Origin of the sequence: Paenibacillus algicola (genome assembly GCF_005577435.1) — a bacterium.
GTDB classification, from domain to species: Bacteria; Bacillota; Bacilli; order Paenibacillales; family Paenibacillaceae; genus Paenibacillus_AQ; species Paenibacillus_AQ algicola.
In genome coordinates, this window is sequence record NZ_CP040396.1 from 614,193 (window position 1) to 638,629 (window position 24,437).

A 24,437-nucleotide genomic window follows, 5' to 3' on the forward strand; every position below is an offset into this window, starting at 1 on the left:
TCGAAGTTGCTGTATACCTTCCAACTGGCTTGGCGGAGAATTATGCGCTCCAAGGCCAAAACGCTGCTATCGGCTTTTCAATTGGGCATGGCTTTGACGCTTTTCGTTACCGTGCTCACCATATACCTTGGTGTGGAACATAGTATCCGGATGTACAAGCATGCATTTGGTTCGGATTTATACACCATTAATGTCCATGGCAGAGCGACCTCAGAAAGCGGCAGGCAGCCGTTTCAGTTCAGCAGTGAGCTGATGACACAGCTGCAGAGCGTAGATAAGATCAAGGTTTACATTGGCAGCTTTGAAGCACGGCAAGACGGCAAGACAATACTATCACTAAGCGAAGAGCTTTACAAAACAGTAGTATCAGGCAAAGGGAACCAATGGGATCTATTATCGAGGCTGGGCTATCGTTATTTATCGGAGAGCACTGAAGTGACTTCACTCCCGCCGAATCATTCCTCAAGTGTCACTTATGCCTGGATCCAAGGGGAGGTAAACCCTGAAACCAAGCGTACATTACTTCAAATTCTGGGACAGCATGGGGGAGACTTGTACTTCCATTTGGAAAATGTCCTGGGTGCAAGCCAGGAAAGTCTCAATACCGCGAAAGGACTTTCGTTAGTGTTCCTGATCTTTACGATATCGATTATGGTATGCTTCGCCATCGGTCATCTGGGAGCCGTGTTATTAGACTACTTGCGAAACAAAAGTAATTGGGCGATTCATCTGCTGTTGGGAGCCTCCAGAACACATATTATACTGAGCTACAATCTGCAGTTTATGATGATGTCTCTGCCTATACTACTATGTTCAACCATATTGTCATCCTTCGTTGTCTATTACTATGAGCCTGATTATGTACAGCAGCTGCCCTGGACCGTTCTAGCTGCTCTGCTGGTATTGACATGCATGACGTTGTTATCTATCCTGCCATTCTTCAAATTTAAAAATACTCCACTGATCAGCCATCTATCGTGAAGCCGAGAATAAGGAGGTCTGCTTATGTTAACCCTCTCTCATATATGCAAGTCCTATATTCATACCAGCAATCCAAAGAGCTCCTTGAAGGTACTGGAGGACATTACACTAGAAATTAAGTCAGGCGATTATATTGCGATTCTAGGTACTTCTGGAGTGGGAAAATCTACACTGCTTCATATTATCGGCTTGCTGGACAAGCCGGATCGCGGGAGCATTTGGCTTCATGATCAGGCTGTTGACACTTTATCTAATAAAGAGTATACCAAGGTAAGGAATGAAATGATCGGCTTCGTGTTCCAGGATTTCAAGCTTATTACGGATATGACCGTTTTTGAAAATGTAGAGATCCCGTTGATTTATGCCAACAAGCTGAATAAGCACCAGCGGAGGCAGCGGATTATGGATGTATTGGAGCAGTTACAAATATCGGATAAAGAGCGGGTGTTCCCGAGTGAGCTTTCCGGAGGACAAAAGCAGCGGGTGGCCATTGCAAGAGCACTGGTCAATAAGCCGAAGCTGCTCATTGCGGATGAGCCTACAGGAAATTTAGATTCTGACATAACCCATGAAATTCTGGAGCTTCTCCAAAGACTGCATCAGGAGGAGAAGCTGACCCTTGTAATCGTTACCCACGACATAGAGGTGGCTGAGCGGGCCAATAAAGTGTATCGTTTAAGTGAAACAGGATTAAACCTATTGTAGAAAGCAGGATTGTGTACATGTCAGATTTAAGCAAGCAGCGTTACCGGTTTAGTGAAGCACCTATATGGAATGTGCAGCGACAGTATTATGAAGAGAAAGGCACGGAGGCCTGGAGAAATGACCAGGTTCCTCAATATGTAACGAGCAATCCGATGATTGCCGGAGCCTATGCAGAGATGATTCTGGGATTCCTTCAGGATCGGATGAATCAGGAAGACGGTGCGGACTCCGTAGTGTACATTGTGGAGCTTGGCGCCGGCGCCGGACGCCTGGCTTATCATGTGCTGCAGGAATTATGTGAGCTCCGGGATTATGCGGGAATGGAGCTGCCTCCCTTCCAGTATATTATGACAGATCTGCCCATGAGTAATGTGGTGGCTTGGAGGGAGCATCCCGCCTTGCAGTCTTTTATTACTGAGGGAATTCTGGATTTTGCGCGCTTTGATGCTGTCCGGGATACCGAGCTGAACCTGATTGTATCGGGAGCTACCCTGCATCCGGGGGATGTGAAGCAGCCGTTAATTATTATCGGAAACTACTTCTTTGACAGCATCCCGCAAGAGCTGATTTATGTTGGCGATGGGAGCATCTATGAAGCGGATGTGTATATTGAAGCGCCTGTACAGTCAGCGAATTCCTTGCGTCCTTCCGAGTGGCTGGATCAAATCACGCTGAGCTATGAGCACCGGCGGGAACCGAAGTACGAGCATCTTTCTTACCCGTACCGCAGTACGATTGCGTTGTATCAGGAGGAGCTGGAGGACTCGCATATTTTATTTCCTGCTGCCGGACTGGATTGTTTAGAGCGTTTATCCCGGTTATCGGAGCAAGGCTTTTTGCTCATAACGGCTGATAAGGGAGATCATCTCCTTGATAGCTGGAAATTTGCAGAGCCGCCCATTTTGACATTGCATGGCAGCTTTTCTTTGACGGCGAACTACCACGCGTTTCAGCATGTGTTTGAGGAGAGAGGAGGAGAAGCGTTATTTCCCTCTCAGCACTACAAGAATTTAAATGTAGGCTGTATTCTCAGCCTGAACAATCCCAAGCAGTACGCACATACGCGTTTAGCATACCGTCGAAGCATTGAACGCTTTGGTCCGGATGAGTTTTTCAGTCTGAAGGAATGGGTGGATGTCCGTCTGGATCATATGGGCTTACAGCAGATCTTCAGCTTCTGGCGTCTAGGAGGCTATGACACAGAGTTTTTCGTGCAGAGCACCAAACGGCTCTCCGAGCTGTTGCCGGACGCGAACGATGAGGAGAAGCAGGATTTGCTGAGCGGCATTGAACGCATGTGGTCCTCCTACTACGTTCTGGCACAGCGCTACGATGTAGCACTGGATGCGGGATTGATCCTGTTTGAGATGGAACTGTATGAGCACTCCAAGCGCTATCTGGAGATATCCGTCCAGCAGCGCTATGATGAGGTTCCATCCACCGTCTATTATTGCCTGGCGATCTGCTGCTTTGAGCTGGATCTGATGGAGGAGGCAGTGCAGTATTTGCGGGAATTGTTAGAGCTGGAGCCGGATCACGAGGAGGCTTTAGCCTTGCTTGACCATTTCGAGCCATCGACCGATCTGAGTATGTAACAAGCATAGATTCATCCTTACATAGCCGTTTGAAGCTTCGAGGCCGAAGCTACAAACGGCTATGTGTTTACCCTGACCTTCACCTGGAAAAGCATGACCTCCCCCCATACTCACCGGTACAGCCATACCCCGCGGTTGTGCTATCCCCCGCGGTCCCGCCACATCAACCAGCCGGGCAATCCTGTTGACGCGATCCCTGCTAACATATATTATGGATACTAGCTATCTATAATAGTCATCGACGTAACACGGAAAGGAGAAGACCCTTGCAGTTTTCCAAAAGCACAGACTATGCCTTGCATGCCTTAATCCACCTGGGACTTTCCGGGAAAAGTCAGAATGTAGGGATCAAGGCCCTGTCCAGCACGCTGGGCGTCTCCGAAAGCTATCTGTCCAAGATTATGTCCAAGCTGAGGCAGGATGGCATCATTCGTGCGGTCCCCGGAGTGAATGGCGGATATGAGCTGGCGAGGCCGGCAGAACAGATTTCCTTTCTGGATGTCATTCTGGTGATCGAAGGACGGCAGCAGCTGTTTGAATGCTCGAACTCCAGATCCCAGCAGCACCAATTACTAGTGGGGCAGGAGCCGGGTGCAGCCACGGAGGATGTCCAGTGTCGCCACAAACCGAAGGTATGCCTGGTTGAGAAAGTCATGCTCGGCGCCGAACAGCAGCTGTACCAGTATTTGCAGGAGCATACCATCCAGTCGGTTCTGGATGAGGCACTGACTTCCTGCAGCCCGCAAGAAGACAAGAAGTAATGAGCTTCTTGCGCTTTAATTATGGATATTATAGATCTATATTGGAGGTTAGAGAAAAATGAAGAATATTCACGTGGATGTTGTTGTGATTGGCGGCGGTCCGGCCGGAATGAACGCGGCTCTCGTGCTGGGTAGGGCAAGGAAAGAGGTTGCACTTATCGATGCAGAACGCCCTCGGAATGCGGTAACTTCCCGGATGCATGGCTTTCTAACCCGTGACGGCGTTGCGCCGAGCGAATTTCGCAGAATGGCCAGAGAAGAGCTGGGCGCCTATCCTTCGGTATCCATTTACGGGGAAAGCGTAACGTCAATCTCTGGGGCAGACGGCGCGTTCCAGCTTCAATCATCGGAAGGCACAGTATTCAAATGCAAAAAAATACTGTTCGCTGTAGGAATGAAGGACTCTCCGCTGCACATTCCAGGACTTGCGGAGGTGTACGGAAAAAGCGCCTTTGTCTGCCCCTACTGTGATGGATGGGAATTGAGAGACCAGCCGCTCGTTATTATTCAGAAAGGGAAGGAGCTGCTGCATTTTGCTCCTGTGATCGCAGGATGGACAGATGTCTTCTCGGTCTGCACGAATGGACCGGATGAGCTGACAGATGCCGAGCGAGAGGAGCTGAAGAGAAAAGGGGTGCCGCTGTTTGATTCGCCAATCCGGAGGATTGAATCCCGTGACGGCCTTGTGCAGGAGGTGGTGCTGGAAGACGGAACGGCCGTGGCATGCCGGGGGATCTTTTTCAAGCCTCAGCTGATGACAGGCTCGGATTTACCGCAAAGCATCGGGTGCGAGATGACGGAGGCCGGAGCGGTCGTAGTTAATGAGCTCGGCAAAACGAGCCTTCCCGGGGTGTTTAGTGCCGGCGATGCCGCATCCCCGTTCCATCAGACCATTGCTGCCGCATCGTCAGGATCTCTGGCCGCGGTGATCCTCAATAATGAACTGAATATGGAGGCTTGGAGGAGAGAGGCATGAACCATTTTTACGGTGATGCTATGTGGGGAAAGCCTGGAAAGATGAGAGTGACGTCAAGCTGGATAGCATGCGCGTAAAGCGAATGAATCGGGCACCGTTACGGTTCAGGAGGGGGGACGCTACGGCAAGGTGCTGATCTCTCTTCAGGATCAGCGAATGCCCATGCTCCCGTAAATGAAGAACCATTGCCTATGCCCAAGCATACGGTATAGCACCACTTTTGAATGATGAGAGGGTGTGACCGGGGTGGTAGGTATTTCATTAACGGGCATTCATTATGTATATCTGGCGTTTATCGTGTTCATTCTGACGCTAATGATCCGGCGGCGGGATACAACAATGATTTGTGTGGCGGGATTATTTGCTCTGGGATTCTTGGCAGCCGAGACGCTGGTTGGATCGGTGTCCGGGGTATTTCATTCGTTCATCTATGCTACCAAGGAGCTAATGGGCACCATTATGATCATTTCCATCATTGTGGCCATGAGCCGGGTGCTGATCCGCACGGGCATCCATGAGACGATGGTGGCTCCGCTGACGAGCTTCATCAAGACCCCGGCGATGGCTTTCTGGGGGATTGGTCTGATTATGATGCTGACCTCCTTTTTCTTCTGGCCGTCTCCGGCAGTCGCCTTGATTGGAGCGGTGGTGCTCCCGGTAGCAGCCCGTGTTGGCCTGCCTGCGCTAGGAGCGGCCGTAGCGATGAATTTGTTCGGCCACGGGATTGCATTGTCCGGTGACTACATCATCCAGGGCGCTCCGAAGCTGACGGCAGATGCTGCGGGACTCCCGGTGTCCAGTGTCATTCAGGCAAGCGTACCGCTGGTCATCATTATGGGGCTGGTGACTACGAGCGTAGCCTTCTGGATGATGCGGCGGGATCTGAAGAACGGCACCTGGCGGGATGGGCTGGTAGCAGTGCCGTCAGCAGCCGGGGCGCTTCGCGGCAGTGATCAGGATGAGGGAGCCCCGCCCGTGCTCACGCGAAATCTCCGGCGCGCTCTGGCTGTGATCATTCCACTGCTGTTTGTGGCCGATGTCGCCGCAATGTTCATGTTTCGGCTCCAGGGCGGGGATGCGACTGCGCTGGTGGGCGGGACGGCCGTCTTCATTCTGGTCGGGGTCACGCTGCTGGCACATCGGAACCAGGGTCTGGAAAAGGTAACGTCTTATATGATTGACGGGCTGGTATTCGGCTTCAAGGTGTTCGGCCCTGTTATCCCGATCGCGGCGTTCTTCTATCTTGGCGATGCGGCCCTGACGGAGCTGTATGGCGCCGTCCTGCCGGAAGGCTCGCAGGGCATTGTCAACGATCTGGGGATGGCCTTGGCCGGCGTTGTACCGCTGAACGGTGCCGTCGGTGCAGTGACGCTGACGATCACCGGAGTCATCACCGGGCTGGACGGCTCCGGCTTCTCCGGCATTTCCCTCGCGGGATCTATTGCCCAGCTCTTTGCTGCAGCTACAGGATCAGATGCAGCAACCTTAACGGCACTGGGCCAGGTGGCCGCAATCTGGGTGGGCGGCGGTACGCTCGTGCCATGGGCATTGATCCCTGCGGCCGCCATTTGCGGAGTCAGTCCGTTTGAGCTGGCGCGCCGGAATCTCAAGCCGGTGCTGATCGGGCTGCTGGTGACAACAGCCGCCGCGATTTTTCTCATCTGAGCAGGTTCTGAACAGGAAGAGCCGGAGCAGGCCTGCTCCGGCTCTTGGTTGATCCAGCTTATTTGCTGTCCGCTTGATAGACGAGAGGATTAAGGGGGCTGGCAGCGAGGTCGCCAGGAGCCAGTCCGGGCAGCCATTTGTTCAAATCGCTCTCTTGCGCCTTACTCTCCGGGTTGGCGATCACCGTACCGTCAGCTACATAAATGATCGTCATCACTTTACGCATCTGGTCTGTCGGGTTACCGGGAGCGCTATGGATCGTCCACCCCGCGTGGAAGGTCGCATCTCCGGCAGTCATCGCCCCGTAGTTGACCTGCGGAATGTGCTTGGCCTCAATGAACTGACCCAGTGTAGTGTGGGACTCATCGGAAATTTCCTTGCGGCTCACATAGCCCAGCTTGTGGCTTCCTGAAGCAAATGTCATCGTGCCGACCTCTTGCGGAACCGGAACGAGAGGCATCCACATGGTAATGGTATTTGCCCCGTATCCAAAGGCCAGTAGATCTGGTCCTGGTGCCCCGGCGTATGGCCGCCTCCTTGAACATATCCACCTGCCAGTATTTTTCATACAAATATTCCCCAATAATAAACTAAAACGGCATCCTCTGCCGCGGGGGTGCCTTTTGGCGTTCGTCTTATTCATCAGTCCAGTCCAGGAAGGGGATCGACAAGACCGCGTCTAAAGGATTGTCTTCACATGAGTCGTTATATTTTGTTTCGATTCGCCTATATTCTATAGCGAAGCCATGAGCCCAACTTTTTGATTAGCGTAGTAGTCAACTTTTTCATTGACATTCACAACTATTTTAATATATTTTAATTTTAAATGTAAATAAATAGAGTTAGAGGGTGATAATGTATTATATCTGCTTAAGCTTTTTTACAACTGTAAGTGATAATGGCAAAGTATGAAGTTGCACCAGTGTCTATACATAATAGTTTAATACTAAAGTTTTAACTTGTAGATATGCACATCACTAAATAAGTCGAGGAGTGATACTTTTGAAGAAAATGATCGGATTATTGTTGGTTATGGTATTAGTTATGCCTATTAATGCTTTTGCCGCTGAAGTAAATAATATGTCACCTAAAGTGGAAGCCCCAGAGGACTTTGCATTACTTAATGAATATAACTTAATAGAGGGTCAATATGTTTGTGTAGACGATACTCAGGCCGTTGTATCAGTTAATCAAATTGATCCTCTTTCTACTTGTTCTGGAAGTGGAGGATATGCTCGTATAAATTCTGCTTTCGGTCCAGGAGGTGCAATCAGTTGGGAGGTTAACCCACGGTTCTCTACTCTTCACACGTTTTCAGGTGCTATTGTGGTGTATAAGTATTATGGAGTACTTCCTATACTAAATGATACTATACCCGTAAGTTGTACTGGAGCATTAGGTGGAGCCTGTGGAGATGATTATGTTCCATTGGGTTTGAGTAGTGGATCATATAGTATTAGTTTGACTGGTACAGCGAGAGATGCTTCTGGACTATTTTCGTGGGTAGTTCCACCATGCGAAATAGGATTGAGTATTTAATATGACACTTTCACGTCATCATAAGCAATTAAATATTTCAAATATACTTCCAATGGATTTGAATTTTCTATTATTTATTGAGAGCGTTTATACTTGCTTTCATGAAGAAAAGGACGTTTTTCCAGGGAAACATTTTAATTTAAATGAATCTGAATTACTTCAATCTGATAGCTTTGCAGAAATTCTTAACATGTGTTGGGATGAGAGTATAGTTGACTTAAAACAGCAACAAAAAACTGGGAATCCTCATAGTTCGATTCATTTCAAACAATGTTATTCAAAACTATTCAGAGATAATACAGGATCTGATACATCTGAAATGGTGTGGGATGCTTTCTCTTTGTGGTGGTGGTCCGAGTATGGAATTAAGGCTTATATGGAAAACTATACGGATCTATTTGTTCCAAAAATTTCTGATCAGATCTGGGAAGAACTTTACAAGAAAAACATTGGGGTTAGTGAAGGAAACTCTCTATACCTAATTTTATTATTCAAACAACCTGAAAAAGTGTTTCCAAAGAATACAAGTAGGCTATTCTTTACAAGCATAAATAAATTTGTCACCAGAAAAGAATTAATAGTCAAAGAGATAGTTCAATTATTTGATTAGTTTTATGTATTACAAAAGCCCTAATCCTATGATTAGGGCTTTAAATTTATTATTTAATTCCGATTTCATGACGTATTCAAGCTGCAGTACGGCATGTCGCCGCATCAGTATTTACTGCATATGCGCATCCAGCACGCTTGCGAGCTGCTGCGGCAGTCTGATTGGACCCAGGAGGAAATCGCGGCATATTGCGGATTCTCCAGCGTCCATCATTTTTCCAAAATGTTCAAATCCCGCATGGGCCTCTCGCCCGGAAAGTATCGCAGGCAAGGCTCATCTCCGCACCTGTAATGCACTCATTAACCGCTCGCTTCAAGCTACCGGATCTGTGTTAAATCCGGCAAAAATCGTCTGCGTTCCCGTTACAGTGTCGGTCCAGGTGCCGATATAGCCGTAGGGAGGGACGCTTTTGATGTCGATATAATCTCCAATGAGCGGAACCGGGGTAGGGCTGCCTTCGTTGGGGTTGAAGGATTGAGCGGTGACCCGCTGATTGGTAAACGTATTGCCGCCGTCAATGGAACGCGCAGTAAATACATCCAGGTCAAAGCCATCGATCCGGTTTGAGTAATAAATGACATTCACGACACCGACTAAAGGATCCACATCCAATGCCGGAAAAAAGCTCTGGGAATTGGCAGGTGCCCCGGTGATCGAAACCGGTGGAGACCAGCTCTGTCCCTGATCGGTAGATTTCGAGAAGAAAATATCCGAATAGCCCAAGCGGAAATCCTGCCAGACGGCATACAGGTTGCCGGAGGTCGAAAGCGTTGTAATATCTGCTGCAATATTAGGAAAGGTCAGTACGCGGAATCCGTATCCGGGGACCGGCAGCACGATCGGCACCAGATCCACGGGGGAGATCACGACGGACGGCTCAAAGGTCTGCCCCCCATCCAGAGATCTCCTTACAAAAAAGGTAGGCGAGGGAGGATTCGTCGTAATCCATGTTGCAAACACACTGCCGGTCTGGCTTACGGTAATATCAGGACGTTCTACGACATCGCTGGGGCTGGACAGCAGCACTGGCTGCTCCCAGGTTACCCCCTGATCGAGAGAACGCTGAAAGAAAGCGACCGATCGGGCATTGGCCTCAATGTTGAACTGGCGGTTATAAGCAGCATAGAAATTGCCGATAAAAGGGCTGGCCGTCGCATTGTCCACCTCAATCGCCGGCTCATCATTATTGATGTACAGCCCATAGCCCGGAGCTACGGTGACCGGAGGAGAAAAGGTGACTCCGTTATCTGTAGAACGGTAGACCACCGTCGTGCCGCTGAAAGCGCCGGGAAACGCGTGCACCGCGATGACGAAGGTAGAAGGGAACGCATAGGCGACAAATGGCGCCTCGGAACCGGTGAAGCCATCTGGTAAAGGCAGAACCTGCACATTCCAGGTGCCGCCGCCGTCAAACGAGGTATACGCCCCGACCAAGGGGATATTGCCTTCAAAATAAACGGAGGTCGCCACCATATTGTTAACACTGAGCAAATTGACAGCAATCGTAGGCTCGAAGCGGGGCGGGCCGCCCGGAGTCACTTGAAAATTAAATATGGTCATGGATCCAGCACCTTTCTGTTAGGGTGGTCTTTTTCTCCGCGGCGCTTTCGGGACAGCACCTTATGCATGGAATTAAAATGACGGACATAATGCGCAGCCGAGAATCGCTGGTGCATCAATGCCTCGGCGCTATCTACAATGAGGCTTCGAAGAACAGCATTCTCCATCATCAACAGAGCAGAACGTAGCGCCTGCTCAATATTCCCCATCTCGTAGAACAGTCCGGTTTTGCCGGGATAGAGAAAGGCTCTGATGCCATCGGAATCTGTAGCCAGCACAGGGCATCGGCAGAGCATCGCTTCAGCTACTGCATATCCGAACCCTTCCGTGATGGATGTCGAGCACAGCAAACCGCCGGAGTCGCCAATGATGGATAAATAGTCGGCCATAATCTCATGCGGGACGTTGGAGTACTGAATCAATGCTTCGGACAGCTGCAGTTCCGCCACCATCTGCTGAAACGCCGCCTGCTCTTGGGGATGAAACAGGGTATCATCGCCGAACATCCATAGATACATATCCGGATACCGCTGCTTCAAGGCCGCGCCGAGCTTCAGAAAATCTCTCCAGTTCTTGTTCTTCTCAATTCGCCCGATCCATCCCAGAATAGGAAAGGGCTTAGGCGGATAAGGAATGTAATGAAAGCGCTCGGTATCGAGCGGGTTGTCAAAGCAGAAGTGCAGCTTGCCGGGAAAGAGCTCCTTCATCATATTTTGAATATGAGAGGTTCGGGGATAGAGCAGCGCCGTTGCATAAGCTTCAATGCGGGCTTGGTAATCCACCAGAATTTCCCGGGCCGTTTCCACGGTGCCGAGTCCCTGGATTTCATAAATGAGATGGCCAGTATAGCCCCATTGATGCATCCATTCCATTAATTGAATATCGGAACAGATGACAATGGTATCGTAATGCTCCCGGCGGATTAGAGCTTGAATCTGCTCCGGATTAGACAGAATGAAGGTCTTAATGCCCTTGATGTTCTTTCGTCCCTCTCCATCATGGGTGTACAACAAATGGCATTCGATGCCGTGCTGCATTAAGGCTTTGCAACGCACCCGATTCAAGGTTTCCATGCCGCCGCTGGGATTGAAAAAGGTAAAGAGCACCTTCATAGCAAGCCCTCCTGTCTTTGTGACATCATGTACGTCTTCAGCCGGGCCCGAAGCGAGTCGGTCCGAAACAGCTCGTGCTGGATCGCACGAAACTGAAACGGCACACCCGGATAGCGGTAATCGACATCGGAATGAGTGCTGTTGTAGTAATTAGATTCCACCTCGGCCGGAGCTTTGAGCAGCTGCTTCGTGAGCACCTCCAGATCAGTGACTGCAGCAAAAGGCTCAGTGCCGATCATCATGGCGAAGGGAGTCTCGATCATCTGTGCTGCATAATAGACTGCCTGCTCTTCTCGTTCCCCCGGCAGCCACATGAATTTGGTCAGTGGATGCGGAATATTGGATAGAGCGGCGGATACACTTTCATCTGGACTTAAATCCAGAATGGCCGTGACGTAATTGCTGAAGCTTTGATCATACAAATTCTCGATTCTTGCCACGTCCACAGGACTGACGGTGGACAGGGGGTAGATAACCGTGAGGGCATGCGGAATGCCTTGGCGCACTCGTGCCTGATGGCGTGCCAGATGGTACGTATATCTCCACTGGCGATGCCGGGCTTCGTCCTTCAGGGAGGCGGATACACTGAAGGTGGAGTCAACGCGGTAGTCCATCAGCTCTACAGGCAAATAGCGGATATCACAATGCTCGGTCAGACGCAGCCAATATTCATAATCCTCTACAGGTACCATATGATATCCGTCAATACACTTCGCATATTGAGCCTTGTACATGAAGGACACGCCGATGATACAGGCATCCAGCAGCTTGTCTTTAGCGCTGGATTGATACTTGCGCTGGGCCGCCAGCTGATATTCACTGTGCAAGGGCGTCCCCTCATTCGATATGGACTGAAAGGAGGAGTATACCAGGCCCAGCTCCTCTGGTCCCTCTGACAGCCGCTGACGAAGCCGCTGCAGGAAATCGGGATAATAAATATTGTCGCTGGAGACCCAGGTTACATATCGAATGTTCGGAAAGGTGAACAGCTCCTCGAAGCCCTTGTTCAGGGCTGCAGCAACTCCTCGGTTCTCCGGCTGCGGCAGAAGAACGAAACGGTCGTCTTCACCGATATATTCCCGGACAAGCGGCTCCATCTCCGGAGCCCCGTCTATGACTACGATCACGATAAAATGCTCGTAGCGCTGGCTGCGAAGGGAGTCTATAGCCGCTCGTAGAAATTCGGGCTCTTGCTTGTATAATGGCATCACAACACCTACGTCGATCATGCAAGCCACCTCTTTTTTTATACATTCAGTTACAGCACAGTATACGGCAGCCACAGGAAGATGCCTGTGCGAATCGTCTCTTCATGAGAAAGAGAGCAGGATGCTCTGCAGCTGCCTGCTCTCTTCGAGGTGAATCCTAGACCGGGATCGACAAGCTGTTGGTTGGAGTCAGCTCGGACTGCAGCACCCGCTGGTCTGTAACGAGATTTCCGAACTCATCGATGCCATAGCTGGACATCACGACTTGGCTGAACGGTGATGTGATACTGTATTGAACCTCATAAGAGACATTGCCGGCAATGAAGAACTGGCGGATGTTTGCTGAATTGGCGGGCAGTGTAAAGCCGGTGACGTACAGGGGAGTCAGAATCAGCGTGGACTCCGGAACGCCAAACACGACAACTACAATGGAGGCACTGGAAGAGCCGAGGTTTCTGGAGTTAACGATCAGGTTCGTAGCCGCAGTTCCGGTTGCCCGGGTATTGGTAATTAAGCTGGTTGTAAAGGTCGCCATGGTACAGACCTCCTCTTTTCACTTTAGTCCGAGGTGCCGGTGAAATTGAAGCTTTCTGGTCCGACACGCGTAACGCCAAGGGCGGTGGTGCTTACAAATACAGAATAAGCAGCAGCTGTCGTATTGGGCGCATTGAAGTCCGAACCGGAGAAGGCAATTAATTGCGGACCCAGGATTGAGAGATCCAGGCTTCGGGCAGCCGAGAATACGATGGTGTCGGATGGTGTCAATCCCCGGGTTACAAACACGGTTACAGTAGTGGCTACGGGCAGCAGCGGAAGCTGGACGGCAAGCACACCGGAAAATTCAACCCGGGTCAAGCCGGAGGCACCTGCTGAAAGATCAAGCGTCTGCTGGGCAATGAGGTCAGGTGCACCTAGTGCGGACAGCGGAATAGAAATGGAATTGGCGTAGCTGGCATTCTGGGATGTCTTTGAATCCAGAAACTGTGCAGGCATAAGTGATCATCTCCTTTCTCGGTATCGTATGCTTCTGGTCAAGACAAAGCGTGGATGTTCATCGCGGGCAATGCGTACAATTTAATAGACTTTGATAGCTCGTAAGGCAATGCACCCAAATGAAAGACGATGAAGGATATGGTAAAATAGCAGGGTCTAATAGAAGATACATAGGAAAAGGAGCGTACCTCATGAAAAAGAATTGGAATCAGGCGTTGCTATCGCTGATGATCTCAGCCGGATTGCTGGCAACGGCCGCAGCCCCGGCTGCTGCCGCACCCGTATCTCCGGTTGTCAGTATGGAAGGACAGGTGCTGGAGTACAGCACAAGCAAGCCGATGGTGGAGAAGGGTACAACGTATGTACCCCTGAGATGGACACTGCAGGAGCTGGGCGTCAAGCTGGCTCAGGCTTCGGAGGATACGATCTACGTTATTACGGACGGAGATTCCAAGATTCTGAAAGCCAAGCTTCTGAAGATGAACGGTGTCACCTACGCTCCGATCCGGGTGGTCGGAGAGGCTGCCGGCTATGCGGTAGCCTGGGATGCCAAGACCCGTACGGTCATCCTTACGGCTTCGGTCAAGGACGCGGTACAGGCTGCTGCGGGCCGCGGATTTATGTGGGAGGTAGAGAGCGGTGGCAATACCGTATATTTGGTCGGCTCCATGCATATTGCGGACGAGAGCTTCTATCCGCTGCGCCCGGAGTTTGATGAAGCTTTTGCCGAGGCGGACTATCTGGGCGTCGAGATTGATGTAAGCAAAGCGGCGGATGAGGCTCAGCAGCAGCTTATCATGAAGCTCGGTATGTACCAGGATGGCACCACCCTGAAGGATCATATCTCCGCAGATACGTATGCCAAGCTGGGAGAAGTGCTCCGTCAGAGCGGTATTGCGCCGGATGCACTGGATGTCTTCAAGCCGTGGGTGGTAGAGAGCACGCTGGGCAGCCTGCAGGCGTCGGCGGCGGGCTATGAGGCTGCAGCGGGGATTGATCTGTATTTTGTTCAGAAGGCCATGGAGAAGAGCATTCCTGTGCTGGAGCTTGAATCCTACGAATCCCAGCTGAGCATGTTTAACGGCTTCTCCCAGGAGCTGCAGGAGCGCAACCTGAACACTGCGCTGGAGCAGTTCAACCAACTGGACCAGAGTGTGAAGCAGATGGCCCAGATGTGGAAAACGGGCAACGAAGAGCAGCTGCTGGAGCTGACAAACAGTGTCTCGGAGGATGCAGAGTATGTTCAGGCGATGCTGATTGACCGCAACATTGGAATGGCCGACAAGATTGATGGCTATCTCCGGAACGGCAAGAATGAGGAGTATTTCATTGTCGTTGGGGCAGCGCATTATCTGGGTGAGCATGGAATCATCAAGCTGCTGGAGGACAAGGGCTATACGGTGAAGCGGAAGTAGTGTGCAAGACGGGCATCATATTCTAATGTAGACGATCGATATACGCATAGCGGAGCAATATGTAAAAGGAGTCGCCATGGCAAGATACTCTTGCCATGGCGACTCCTTTTTTAACGATATAGATCTCCTCGCAACCGCTTTAGCCAGCCGCGCTGGCCGGCTTGGTAATGAACAAGTCGAAATGAGTCGCATTTGCGGTCAATTGAATCAGCTCCTCCGGCGATACCAGCGTCAGCAGCTGATCGTGACCGATGATATAAATGCTGTACTGCCTGCTTCGAAATTTGTCCAGCAGTGCGAGACAGTCATAGCCCTGCATCTCCCACGCCTTCTGGTTGTATTCCATAAACAGCTTGGAGCCCGGCTTTCGTTCCAGAATTTCCACAAGATCATCGAGGATGAGCGGCTCCGCACCTTCGATGTCAACCTTGATGACATCGGCAGCAATGTCAGGCAGGTAATCCCGCAGCCGGACCGTGCGTACCTCAATGGCCTGGAGAGGATCTGTATCCTTAATGGCCGAAACCAGGCTTTCAATGATGCTGGCTGAAGCCGTCAGCATGGTTGGAGAATACAGAGACAGCGTGCCTTCCTGATCACTCAGTGCAGCTTTATGAATTTCCATATGATAGAACCCGTTAATAAGCTTGCTTTTTAATAAATTCTGGTGGTGGAAAGGGTTAGGCTCAAAGGTATGGACCTTGCCGCCAGGTCCTGTATGCAGGGCAGCAATCAGCGAATAGTAGCCGCAGTTGGCTCCAATGTCCAGAACCGTTGCTCCCGGAGAGAGGGAGGCGGTGAACAGCTTGGAAATCCAGGACTCCCAGAAGCCATCAGCAATCAGATGGGCACTCATGGACAGCTCGCGGGTATCGACATAAATTTTGGGCCCTGCTTCCAGCTGGGTTAGATACGTGTAATCTCCAAGATAAGCGCTAACTCTGCTCATGATACACCTCGGTTTCGTAATATTGGGTGATGACCCGCTCTAGATTCCGGTGGATGATTCTGCCGATGCTCTGTGTAGAATACTTAGGGAAAATACTTTGTCTTCCGATCTGCGCCCGCTGCTTGGCTTGATCATAGCGGCGATATACATCGCGCAGTAGCTGGATCAGATGCTCAATGCTGGGCTCTGCCCACAGATGGCCCTTGAAGTGAGCAGGCATGGAAGAGGGGACTTCAACCAGCCGCTCGACATCAATTAAATAGCTGTTCTGCTCATTCATAAATTCCAGCTGAGCACTCCAATTCGTCCCGATGACCGGTACCTCCAGGGCCATAGCCTCCATGTAGGGCCGCCCCCAGCCCTCACCTCGTGTAGGCAGGACAAAAGCATGACAGGAAGCGTACAGCTCCAGCATTTCCTGCTCCGTCAGGCGAGCATCAAGGACTAGCACATGCGGAGGAGAATGAAGCTGGAGCTCCCTTGTAAACTGTTCAATGAGCTGGGATATTCGAGCATTGGGCTCATTAATCTGGCTCACCTTCAGCACCAAAGTGACATCGTCTTCCTCTGTGAAGCTGGATAAATAAGCTCGAAGCAGTAAGTCCCAGCCTTTACGGATGCTCCAGTCAAATACGGAAAGAAAAGCAAAGCTGCGGGCTCCGGGAATAGCTGAGCGTTGTAGTGAAGTAAGAGAATATTTTCGTTCATCCAGCACACCGGGTACCACCTGAAGCTTCAAAGGATCCACACCGGAAGCTACAAAGGTATCAAAGTTAAACTGCGAAGGCACCCACACCTCTGTCAATGTATTGAGCACCTGAACCCAATCTGCCGGAATTCGGTCCGTCTCGAACATGGTCCGGCCAATGCTGATCGGGGCGCGGGGCATGCTGAATAAGTGGGCAGGGGCAGCTTGCATGTGAATCAGCGGAGGCTGCTTGAATACCGCGTACGCATTCCCGATCTGCTCTTCCGGCGGTTCAGGTACAGAGCTTGCCGCATCCATAGCCCGGACCTTGATCAGGTAGGGGTACGGTTTCAAGCTCTCGATAAAATGCCGCTGCTCCGAAGCATATCCAGTCGCATTATAGAACGGGCAGTCCCAGTGAATACCAATCTCTTCACGCTGAAATGCTTTGTAGGCATTCAGCCGGCCATCCTCAGGGTTATGAAGGGTGCCTTGGCCTTTCAGGCTCCAGATGCCATATTCCAGCAGCGAGCATACGGCGCTAAATGACTCGGTAGCGGCTTGACCCTGGTATACGATGAGCGTACTGCCAGCGGCAGCGCGGCTGGAGCACCAAGTGGTCCAGTCAATAAGCTCCTGGGTGTCTACACCGTCACTCAGCAGCAGGACAACAGAAGCATTTACGCTTGCGGCGTCATATTCCGCGAGCGACTGTCCGGCCTCCGCCCAGAGGACCTGTTGACCGGGATGAAACCACGACATGGCGGCCTTCTCCCATAAAGGCTGAATGTCTGAAGAAACCTCCGAATGCGAAGACCAGACCCACTGAACCTTTTCGCAGTCCCCTTTTGCCGCCGAGAGAAGCTGCCCATTATTGGTAAATAACGAGGAGACCTTCTTGGCTCCGGCTTCTCTGAGCTCCTTCACTTCTTCTAGACGCTGCACGGCCTTCTCCATCCCGGGAGCGCAGTCCAGGGCTTTCTGAAACTCCTCTACCGCGTTCACATCGGCATTGAGATCAAGATACGTTTCCCCCATCTCCTTATGCAGCTCCCCGAGTAGAAGCCGGAGCGCTCTTACAGCCACCTGAAAATAAGGGATTTGTAACGAATGCACCGGAATATGAAGCTTCTTGGCCTCATTGAAGGCGTGAATAGCGAGGGACCAGGACTGCATTTCACTATAGCAGATACCCAGCAGCATCCAGGCGGTTCCGGTGCTTTCATCCGTCAAATCGGAATAACGGGACTGTCCTTCCTCTGTAGCTTGTTCTGTAATGGGTACGAGCAGGGATATCGCCTGCAGAAACCGGCGTGCTGCAATATATTTTGAGGCTAGCTGCATATGAAGAGAGGCATAGTGAGGATACCGCTGGACGAGGGCGGCCAGCAGGCCCTCAGCCTTGACCTCCTGTTCCCGTTGGCTGCAGGCGGTTACAGCTGACAGCTCCCGCCGAAGCTGCTGTTCTGCAGATGGACCGCACCAGGAAGACTGCCTGGACCAGAGCTCTAGGATATAGCGGCCTGCCAGAGAAGCAGTCTGCTGCCAGGTGTAGCTGGAGCGTATATTGCTGCTGGCCAGCCTGCCCTTCAAGTGGATGGTATCACGATGCTGAAAGGCATATCTCATGGCAGCTTGCAGCGCTTTTTTGTCGATATCAATCCAGGTGGGTTCATCCAGTGTCGCCAAATCCCCAATCTTCGCTTCCGGATGTCTAAACAGCCTGGAGGGAACGAATATAGCCTCATCATGGTTCAGCCATTCAGAGGCAGGCCCCTGGTCCGGCACGATGACTGCAGTGCCGCAGGCAGCAGCCTCCGCAATGGGAAGGCCGAACCCTTCTCCCCGAAACGGAAACACCGCACAGTCACAGCTCCGGTACAGATCTGCTAATTGCTGGCTGCTTAAGTGGAGATCGGTATACAGAATCTGCGGAGAGTGCGGGTTGTCTTTGGCATCCAGCACGCGCTGCTGCATGGAAATTCCATGATAATGCGTGGTGTTTCCGTGATCCTTCACAATCAGGCTGACGGGCTCTTCCGGGCTGAATTCCTCCAGATACGCATCCAGCAAAATGTCAAAGCCCTTCCGGGCAATGCTGCCGCCAACATACAGAAAGCGAAAGGAAGTGTCTATAGCGGCAAAGGACTCTTCTTTCTCTTCCGGCTTGAAGATGCCCGGGTCCACCGCCAAGGGCAGCACACGAATCTTGTTTCCCGGAATGCCGGATGCTATGTAGCTGTTCTTGTTATGCTGGCTGTACACCCAAATCTCATCCATGTCGTATTTCATGGGCATATACCATGTCACAGGGACGGCGCCAAACTCCCAGGGCAGGATACTGATCCAGTAATCTGCGCCCGGCGGCCTCTTCAGTCTGGGCGGCCATAAGTGGGAAATATGGATTTCCGCCGGATCAGGCCGATCCTCCGGAAATCGATGCAGCTGAAAGCGGGAATCCTCCACCAGCTGCTCATAGATATGGGCATTCACTAGAGCCAGGCTGTTGGTTTTGGAGAAGTCACCTTCCCAAGTTATGCTCAGGGTTCTACTCACAGGTTTTTCACCTTCTTTTGGTTTTGATCGGGCTGGCAGTTGAAGTGCGGCTTCATCACACTAGAGAGCTAATTTCCGAATATCTACACTTCATGGTTATTCAGCACATAAACTAAATAACACAAAAAGGAGGAGGAACTGATTGTGGAGACGCCTGTAATCTCGCTTTGTATGATTGTCAGAAACGAAGCGGACTGTATCGGCCGATGTTTAAGCAGCGTGAGCCCCTATGTGGATGAGATGATCATTGTGGATACCGGTTCAACGGATGACACTCCGGCGATTTGTAAGGAGTATGGCGCGAAAGTGCTTGATTACACATGGAATGAGCATTTTGCAGAGGCTAGAAATTTCGGGCTGCACCAAGCCCGCGGACAATGGATTCTCTGGCTGGATGCCGATGAAGAGCTGGGCGAAGGAGGCGAGCTGCTGAAGCAGCTGGCCACGGAGGCGGAATATGATTTGTTTTCTTTCGAACTGAACAATTATTACGGCACTGAAGTGGATGAACATCATATTATCCAGATCTCGCATCCCCGAATGTTCCGGAATGGCCTCGGATTTCAATTCCGTAACAAAATCCATGAGGCACTTAATGTGGAAGAAGTGTTCGGCAGCGGCAGTCAGATGCTTCAGCGTATGGGCAATGCACCGGTAACGCTGTGGCACTACGGCTATCTGGAGTCACAGGTCCAGGTGAAGGATAAAGCCAAACGAAACCTGCAGCTGCTGCAGCAGGCGTTGTCCGATAACCCGGAGGACCCTTGGCTGCATTATCATATGGCCTCCGAGTGCTACCGGCTGAAGAAGCTGAACGAATCTTTTCAGCACACCAATCGCTCGATCGTGGCGTTTCTGAGCAACAGGCTGACTCCGCCTTCGCTGCTGTACAAACTGAAATACTCCATTCTGATCAGTGTAGGGAGCTATGATGGCGCGTATCCCGCGATTGAAAAGGCGATTATGCTGTATCCGGATTATGTGGATCTTGTGTTTTACAAGGGCGTTGTACTGATGCAGCTGAAGAAATTCGAAGCGGCCTTGGAGGCATTTGAGCAGTGCCTTGAGATCGGGGATTCCAATCTGGCGCATCTCACCCAGAAGGGTCTGGGAAGCTTTCAGGCTTGGCATTATAAGGGAATGTGTCAGGAGCTCCTGAAAAATAACCCAGAGGCGAAAAAGTGCTATGAGCAGGCGCTAATGATCTACCCCCAGCATGCCGAGTCGATAGAGGCTTTAAACAAGCTGAAGCTGAAATCAAAATGACGCTTCTGGGCAAACGCCAAGTCATCTTTGCATAAGCGGAATATAATGCAGAGTGCTAAAGCAGCAGCTGAGCTCGTATCTCAATATTCCGCAAATGCCGTGGTAGATAAGTGTACACCCGTTGCGTACAGCCTGAATAGCATGTAAAAAAAACTGAGTGAGGTGTAGAGTTATGTCACAAGCAAACATCCCGAATATTACCCCTAGCATCAGCATTACGCTGGGCCAGACGGTACCTTTACTGTTGTCTTCCATTGCTCTGGAGGAACTGGCCCTGGCACATATTATTAATGCTGAAGCCGAGAAGCTTCAGTTCGTGTTGGGCACATTGACACCAACCACATCCACGCTGGCTCCTGGAGATATTACAATATCCAACCTGCTGCTCGTCAACTCCAGTGTCAGAAGAACATTGCAGGATGTCATCAAAAAAGAAATGCTGCTGCAATTCAAGTTCGAGAATGTCCTGGACTTGATTCAGATTTCCCCTGGGAACCCCGTTCTCGGAACTTAAGCTTTAAGCGGCTCTGTTCCTGACGGCATCACAGCTTAACCTATGAGAGTGGCTTGCATGGCTGACACATGCAGGTCTTTTTTTTGTACCACCACTGCCGGAGAAGCTCCCGCACACCAGGCGCCTACTGCGCATAAAGTAAACAGATGATGTTTGATACACATACGCCTATTGAAGGAGGACCACGATGACAACAGCTTTCATTACGGGAATTACCGGCCAAGACGGAGCTTATCTGGCTCAATTACTGCTATCCAAAGGCTATGAGGTCATCGGAATGCATCCGCAGCGCAGCACTCCGAACCTGTGGAGGCTGCAGGAGCTGAACATTCTGGATCAGATCAAGCTTGTAGAAGGAGATGTCGTGGATATTTCCTCGGTCATCAAGCTGCTGGAGGTCTACAAGCCGGACGAAATATATAACCTGGCGGCCCAGAGCTTTGTAGGGGCGTCGTGGAATCAGCCTATTCTAACCTCTCAAATTACAGGCCTGGGAGCCTTGAATTTACTGGAGGCTGCGCGTCTGGTGAGACCGGATTGCCGGTTCTATCAGGCCTCCTCCAGTGAGATGTTTGGTAAAATCCAGCATCAGCAGCAAACGGAGGGGACGCCTTTTTATCCCAGAAGCCCGTATGGTGTAGCCAAGCTGTTCTCCCACTGGATGACGGTGAATTACCGGGAAAGCCATGGCTTATTTGCTTGCAGCGGCATTCTGTTTAATCATGAATCTCCGTTAAGGGGCATTCAGTTCGTAACCCGGAAGATTACCGATGCCGTGGCGAGAATCAGCTGCGGACTCATGGATCAGGTTCAGCTGGGGAATCTGGAGGCCAAGAGAGACTGGGGCTTTGCCGGCGATTTCGTAGAAGCGATGTGGCTGATGCTGCAGCAAGACCAGCCGGATGATTACGTGATTGCGACCGGCCAGACGACATCCGTGCAGGATTTTTGCAAAATGGCATTTGATTATGTGAATCTGGATTGGAAACAGCATGTACAGGTGGATCCGAAGCTGTATCGGCCTGCTGAAGTCGATATTTTGCTCGGTGATGCTTCGAAAGCACAGCAGCAGCTGGGGTGGAAGGCCAGAACCCGCATCGAGCAGCTGGCAGGGATGATGGTGGAGAGCGATCTGAGGCGGGTCAAGGAGGAGCTGAAACTGAAAAAAGGCTGCCACGACTCATGAAGGTCGTATTTATGTCGGGAGGTACCGGAAGCAGGCTATGGCCGCTATCGAGATCGTCGGTGCCCAAGCAATTTATTCCTCTGTTTCAGGACGAAGCAGGGAATATGGAAGCGATTCTCGCCCGAAATGCCCGGCTGATGCTGCAGAAATTCAGCCCTGATGATGTGCTGGTATCCTCCATGGCGGAGCATGAAGAGCAGATCTCCAGCTGCCTGCCATGGGGTCCCCGCATCATTGTCGAGCCGGAAAGAAGGGACACCTTTCCCAGCATATGCTTGAGCTCGCTGTATCTGCTGGATGAGCTGAAGCTGCCGGAGGATGAGCTGGTCTGCTTCTGTCCTGCCGACTTGTATATAGAAGAAGATTTCGTGGACCTTCTGGCTGCCATGCCGCAGCGGCTGGACTGGTGTCAAGTGAACATTGCCCTGCTTGGAATTGAGCCGACTGAGCCCTCCGGGAAATATGGCTATATTGTTCCACAGCTTGAAACCGCTCATCCGGCAGGACCGGTTTATGGCATTTCGCAGTTTGTCGAGAAGCCGGCCCTGGACCGGGCATCTGAGCTCATATCAGAGGGAGCGCTGTGGAACAGCGGAGTATTTATGTTTCGCTTGTCTTTTATGAAGCAATATGTACAGAGCAAAGGGGATCCCGCAAGCTATCCGGCTTGCCTGGCCAGCTATAGCAGCCTGCCTGCCATCAGCTTTGATTACGAAGTGCTGGAGAAAACCCCGGATATTGTAGTGGTCCCGTTCCATGGCCGATGGACCGATATCGGAAGTCTGGATCGCTTGGTCGATACGATGGGCCACCCGCATTTTGAAAGCAAGGTTTACCGGAGAGACACCGAGGCTGTTACCGCCATGAATTTGACGGATGTTCCGGTCGTATGTATAGGTGTGTCAAACTTGATGATTGTGGCTACGGACCATGGTATTCTGGTAACTTCCAGAGAGGCCTGTGATGACATCAAGCTGCTGCTCGCCGAGCAGCCCGAGATCACGGAAGATCCCAAGCCCTGATGTGCGTACAGGGCTTGGGAAATAAAGAAGCTTTTATGGGGAGGAGAGGACATGATTCAGATCAGCCTATGCATGATTGTCAGGGATGAAGAAGAGGTGCTGGAGCGGTGCTTAAGCTCCATTCACCGCCTCGTAGATGAAATCATTATCGTTGATACGGGATCCACAGACCGGACGAAGGAGATTGCGGCAGTCTTTGCAGACCGGGTTGTCGACTTCACATGGATCGATGATTTCTCTGCCGCCCGGAATTATGCCTTCAGCCTCGCCACTATGCCATATATTCTCTGGCTGGATGCCGATGATTACTTGAAGGAAGGCGACGAAGAGGCCTTTCTTGCATTGAAGCAGCTACCTGAGGACATTGACAGTGTAACACTTCCCTATTATCTAAGCATGAATCCCTCTGGGGGCGCTGCGACCTCTCTTCGCCGTAATCGGCTCGTGCGCTCAGACCGCGGTTTTACATGGATTGGGGCGGTGCATGAATATCTGGAGGTGTCAGGCAACATCTATCACGCTTCTCCAGCAATCGTTCATGGGAAGATGAAGAGCCATTCAGACCGCAATCTGAGGATATATCTGAAGCGCGAAGAGGAGAACCTGCCTTTTTCCTCAAGAGATATGTATTATTTCGGTAACGAATTAAGCGAGCACGGGCAGCATGAGAAAGCCATACAATATTATGACCGTTTCTTGAAGCAGCAGGGGTGGGTGGAGGACCAAATTCAGGCCTGCATGCGTAAAGCAGATTGTTATCAAAAGCTGGGGCAGAAGGAAAAATCGCTGCAATCCTGGCTTCAGACACTGGAATACGATCAGCCCCGGCCGGAGTTTTGCTGTGCATTCGGGGAGCATTTGCTGGAAAAGCGTGAATATCGTACGGCAGCGTACTGGTTTGAGCAGGCGCTTTCCTATGAGCTGCCTAAGGAGCATATGTCTCTCGTGAATGAAGCGTATTCAACATGGATTCCTCATCTCAAGCTGTGCTTGTCCTACAGCTGTATGGGTAAGCTCGACGAGGCTTATTTCCACAACGAACAAGCAAGAAGCTATCAACCGGAGCATCCTATTATTATGTACAATTATCATTTTATGAAGCAGATGATGCAGGATAAGGCGGGTCATTGAACCTG

Annotated in this window: 22 protein-coding genes and 1 pseudogene; 15 read left to right on the top strand and 8 right to left on the bottom strand. The window is 51.0% G+C overall.

The window, feature by feature from the left end; translation table 11 throughout:
• The first annotated feature begins 6 nt into the window (after positions 1-6).
• The 6 genes from E6C60_RS02780 to E6C60_RS02805 all read left to right on the top strand — a co-directional run bounded on the left by E6C60_RS02780 (position 7) and on the right by E6C60_RS02805 (position 6,683).
• Entirely contained in the window at positions 7-981 is a 975-nt protein-coding gene (locus tag E6C60_RS02780; RefSeq protein WP_138224358.1) for an ABC transporter permease, read from the top strand.
• A gap of 24 nt (positions 982-1,005) precedes the next feature.
• A complete protein-coding gene (locus E6C60_RS02785; RefSeq protein ID WP_233281112.1) occupies positions 1,006-1,686 on the top strand; it encodes an ABC transporter ATP-binding protein in 681 nt (226 codons plus the stop codon).
• A gap of 17 nt (positions 1,687-1,703) precedes the next feature.
• Positions 1,704-3,281, top strand: a complete 1,578-nt coding sequence (locus E6C60_RS02790) for a tetratricopeptide repeat protein (protein ID WP_138224359.1) — start codon at positions 1,704-1,706, stop codon at positions 3,279-3,281.
• Positions 3,282-3,547: 266 nt separating this feature from the next.
• Positions 3,548-4,042: an RrF2 family transcriptional regulator gene (locus E6C60_RS02795; RefSeq protein WP_138224360.1), complete on the top strand. Its 495-nt coding sequence runs from the start codon at positions 3,548-3,550 to the stop codon at positions 4,040-4,042.
• A 58-nt stretch (positions 4,043-4,100) separates the two neighbouring features.
• Positions 4,101-5,018 carry an NAD(P)/FAD-dependent oxidoreductase gene (locus tag E6C60_RS02800; RefSeq protein WP_138224361.1) on the top strand — a complete coding sequence of 306 codons (918 nt, stop codon included), beginning with the start codon at positions 4,101-4,103 and terminating at the stop codon, positions 5,016-5,018.
• 246 nt (positions 5,019-5,264) lie between these two features.
• Entirely contained in the window at positions 5,265-6,683 is a 1,419-nt protein-coding gene (locus tag E6C60_RS02805; RefSeq protein WP_138224363.1) for a hypothetical protein, read from the top strand.
• Positions 6,684-6,741: 58 nt separating this feature from the next.
• On the opposite strand, the gene E6C60_RS02810 is transcribed toward E6C60_RS02805, so the two are convergent.
• Positions 6,742-7,107, bottom strand: coding sequence for a phytanoyl-CoA dioxygenase family protein (locus E6C60_RS02810; protein WP_233281113.1), 366 nt, complete (start codon positions 7,105-7,107; stop codon positions 6,742-6,744).
• A 578-nt stretch (positions 7,108-7,685) separates the two neighbouring features.
• Here E6C60_RS02810 and E6C60_RS02815 point away from each other — a divergent pair.
• From E6C60_RS02815 to E6C60_RS02825, 3 genes and pseudogenes are all read left to right on the top strand, one after another.
• Positions 7,686-8,222, top strand: a complete 537-nt coding sequence (locus tag E6C60_RS02815; RefSeq protein WP_138224367.1) for a hypothetical protein — start codon at positions 7,686-7,688, stop codon at positions 8,220-8,222.
• A gap of 1 nt (position 8,223) precedes the next feature.
• A complete protein-coding gene (locus E6C60_RS02820) occupies positions 8,224-8,832 on the top strand; it encodes a hypothetical protein (RefSeq protein ID WP_138224369.1) in 609 nt (202 codons plus the stop codon).
• Between the two features lie 72 nt (positions 8,833-8,904).
• Positions 8,905-9,123 (top strand): annotated as a pseudogene (locus E6C60_RS02825) (helix-turn-helix domain-containing protein); the annotation flags it as partial.
• 21 nt (positions 9,124-9,144) lie between these two features.
• On the opposite strand, the gene E6C60_RS02830 reads toward E6C60_RS02825, so the two are convergent.
• From E6C60_RS02830 to E6C60_RS02850, 5 genes are all read right to left on the bottom strand, one after another.
• Complete coding sequence (locus E6C60_RS02830; RefSeq protein WP_175415162.1) at positions 9,145-10,392, bottom strand: sialidase family protein; 1,248 nt, start codon at positions 10,390-10,392, stop codon at positions 9,145-9,147.
• Positions 10,389-11,504, bottom strand: a complete 1,116-nt coding sequence (locus tag E6C60_RS02835) for a glycosyltransferase family 4 protein (RefSeq protein WP_138224373.1) — start codon at positions 11,502-11,504, stop codon at positions 10,389-10,391. Before E6C60_RS02835 ends, E6C60_RS02830 begins: the two co-directional genes overlap by 4 nt.
• Positions 11,501-12,733: a glycosyltransferase family 2 protein gene (locus E6C60_RS02840; protein ID WP_138224375.1), complete on the bottom strand. Its 1,233-nt coding sequence runs from the start codon at positions 12,731-12,733 to the stop codon at positions 11,501-11,503. Before E6C60_RS02840 ends, E6C60_RS02835 begins: the two co-directional genes overlap by 4 nt.
• Before the next feature lie 136 nt (positions 12,734-12,869).
• Positions 12,870-13,247, bottom strand: coding sequence for a hypothetical protein (locus tag E6C60_RS02845; protein WP_138224377.1), 378 nt, complete (start codon positions 13,245-13,247; stop codon positions 12,870-12,872).
• Between the two features lie 23 nt (positions 13,248-13,270).
• Positions 13,271-13,705 carry a hypothetical protein gene (locus E6C60_RS02850; RefSeq protein WP_138224379.1) on the bottom strand — a complete coding sequence of 145 codons (435 nt, stop codon included), beginning with the start codon at positions 13,703-13,705 and terminating at the stop codon, positions 13,271-13,273.
• Positions 13,706-13,896: 191 nt separating this feature from the next.
• Here E6C60_RS02850 and E6C60_RS02855 point away from each other — a divergent pair, with 191 nt between their 5' ends.
• Positions 13,897-15,120 carry a TraB/GumN family protein gene (locus E6C60_RS02855; RefSeq protein WP_138224381.1) on the top strand — a complete coding sequence of 408 codons (1,224 nt, stop codon included), beginning with the start codon at positions 13,897-13,899 and terminating at the stop codon, positions 15,118-15,120.
• 139 nt (positions 15,121-15,259) lie between these two features.
• Here E6C60_RS02855 and E6C60_RS02860 read toward each other — a convergent pair whose 3' ends face one another.
• Both E6C60_RS02860 and E6C60_RS02865 read right to left on the bottom strand, forming a co-directional pair.
• Positions 15,260-16,069 carry an FkbM family methyltransferase gene (locus E6C60_RS02860; RefSeq protein ID WP_138224383.1) on the bottom strand — a complete coding sequence of 270 codons (810 nt, stop codon included), beginning with the start codon at positions 16,067-16,069 and terminating at the stop codon, positions 15,260-15,262.
• Complete coding sequence (locus tag E6C60_RS02865; protein WP_138224385.1) at positions 16,056-19,313, bottom strand: glycosyltransferase family 4 protein; 3,258 nt, start codon at positions 19,311-19,313, stop codon at positions 16,056-16,058. The genes E6C60_RS02860 and E6C60_RS02865 overlap by 14 nt, the downstream gene beginning before the upstream one ends.
• A gap of 144 nt (positions 19,314-19,457) precedes the next feature.
• Between E6C60_RS02865 and E6C60_RS02870 the strand changes: the two genes are divergently transcribed.
• The 5 genes from E6C60_RS02870 to E6C60_RS02890 all read left to right on the top strand — a co-directional run bounded on the left by E6C60_RS02870 (position 19,458) and on the right by E6C60_RS02890 (position 24,432).
• Positions 19,458-20,579 carry a glycosyltransferase gene (locus E6C60_RS02870; protein ID WP_233281114.1) on the top strand — a complete coding sequence of 374 codons (1,122 nt, stop codon included), beginning with the start codon at positions 19,458-19,460 and terminating at the stop codon, positions 20,577-20,579.
• A gap of 172 nt (positions 20,580-20,751) precedes the next feature.
• Positions 20,752-21,093, top strand: a complete 342-nt coding sequence (locus tag E6C60_RS02875) for an alpha-helical endospore appendage domain-containing protein (protein WP_138224389.1) — start codon at positions 20,752-20,754, stop codon at positions 21,091-21,093.
• A gap of 187 nt (positions 21,094-21,280) precedes the next feature.
• Positions 21,281-22,279, top strand: coding sequence for a GDP-mannose 4,6-dehydratase (gene gmd, locus E6C60_RS02880; RefSeq protein WP_138224391.1), 999 nt, complete (start codon positions 21,281-21,283; stop codon positions 22,277-22,279).
• Positions 22,276-23,301: a sugar phosphate nucleotidyltransferase gene (locus E6C60_RS02885; RefSeq protein WP_138224393.1), complete on the top strand. Its 1,026-nt coding sequence runs from the start codon at positions 22,276-22,278 to the stop codon at positions 23,299-23,301. Before gmd ends, E6C60_RS02885 begins: the two co-directional genes overlap by 4 nt.
• A 51-nt stretch (positions 23,302-23,352) precedes the next feature.
• A complete protein-coding gene (locus E6C60_RS02890) occupies positions 23,353-24,432 on the top strand; it encodes a glycosyltransferase family 2 protein (protein ID WP_138224395.1) in 1,080 nt (359 codons plus the stop codon).
• The last annotated feature ends 5 nt before the right edge of the window (positions 24,433-24,437 follow it).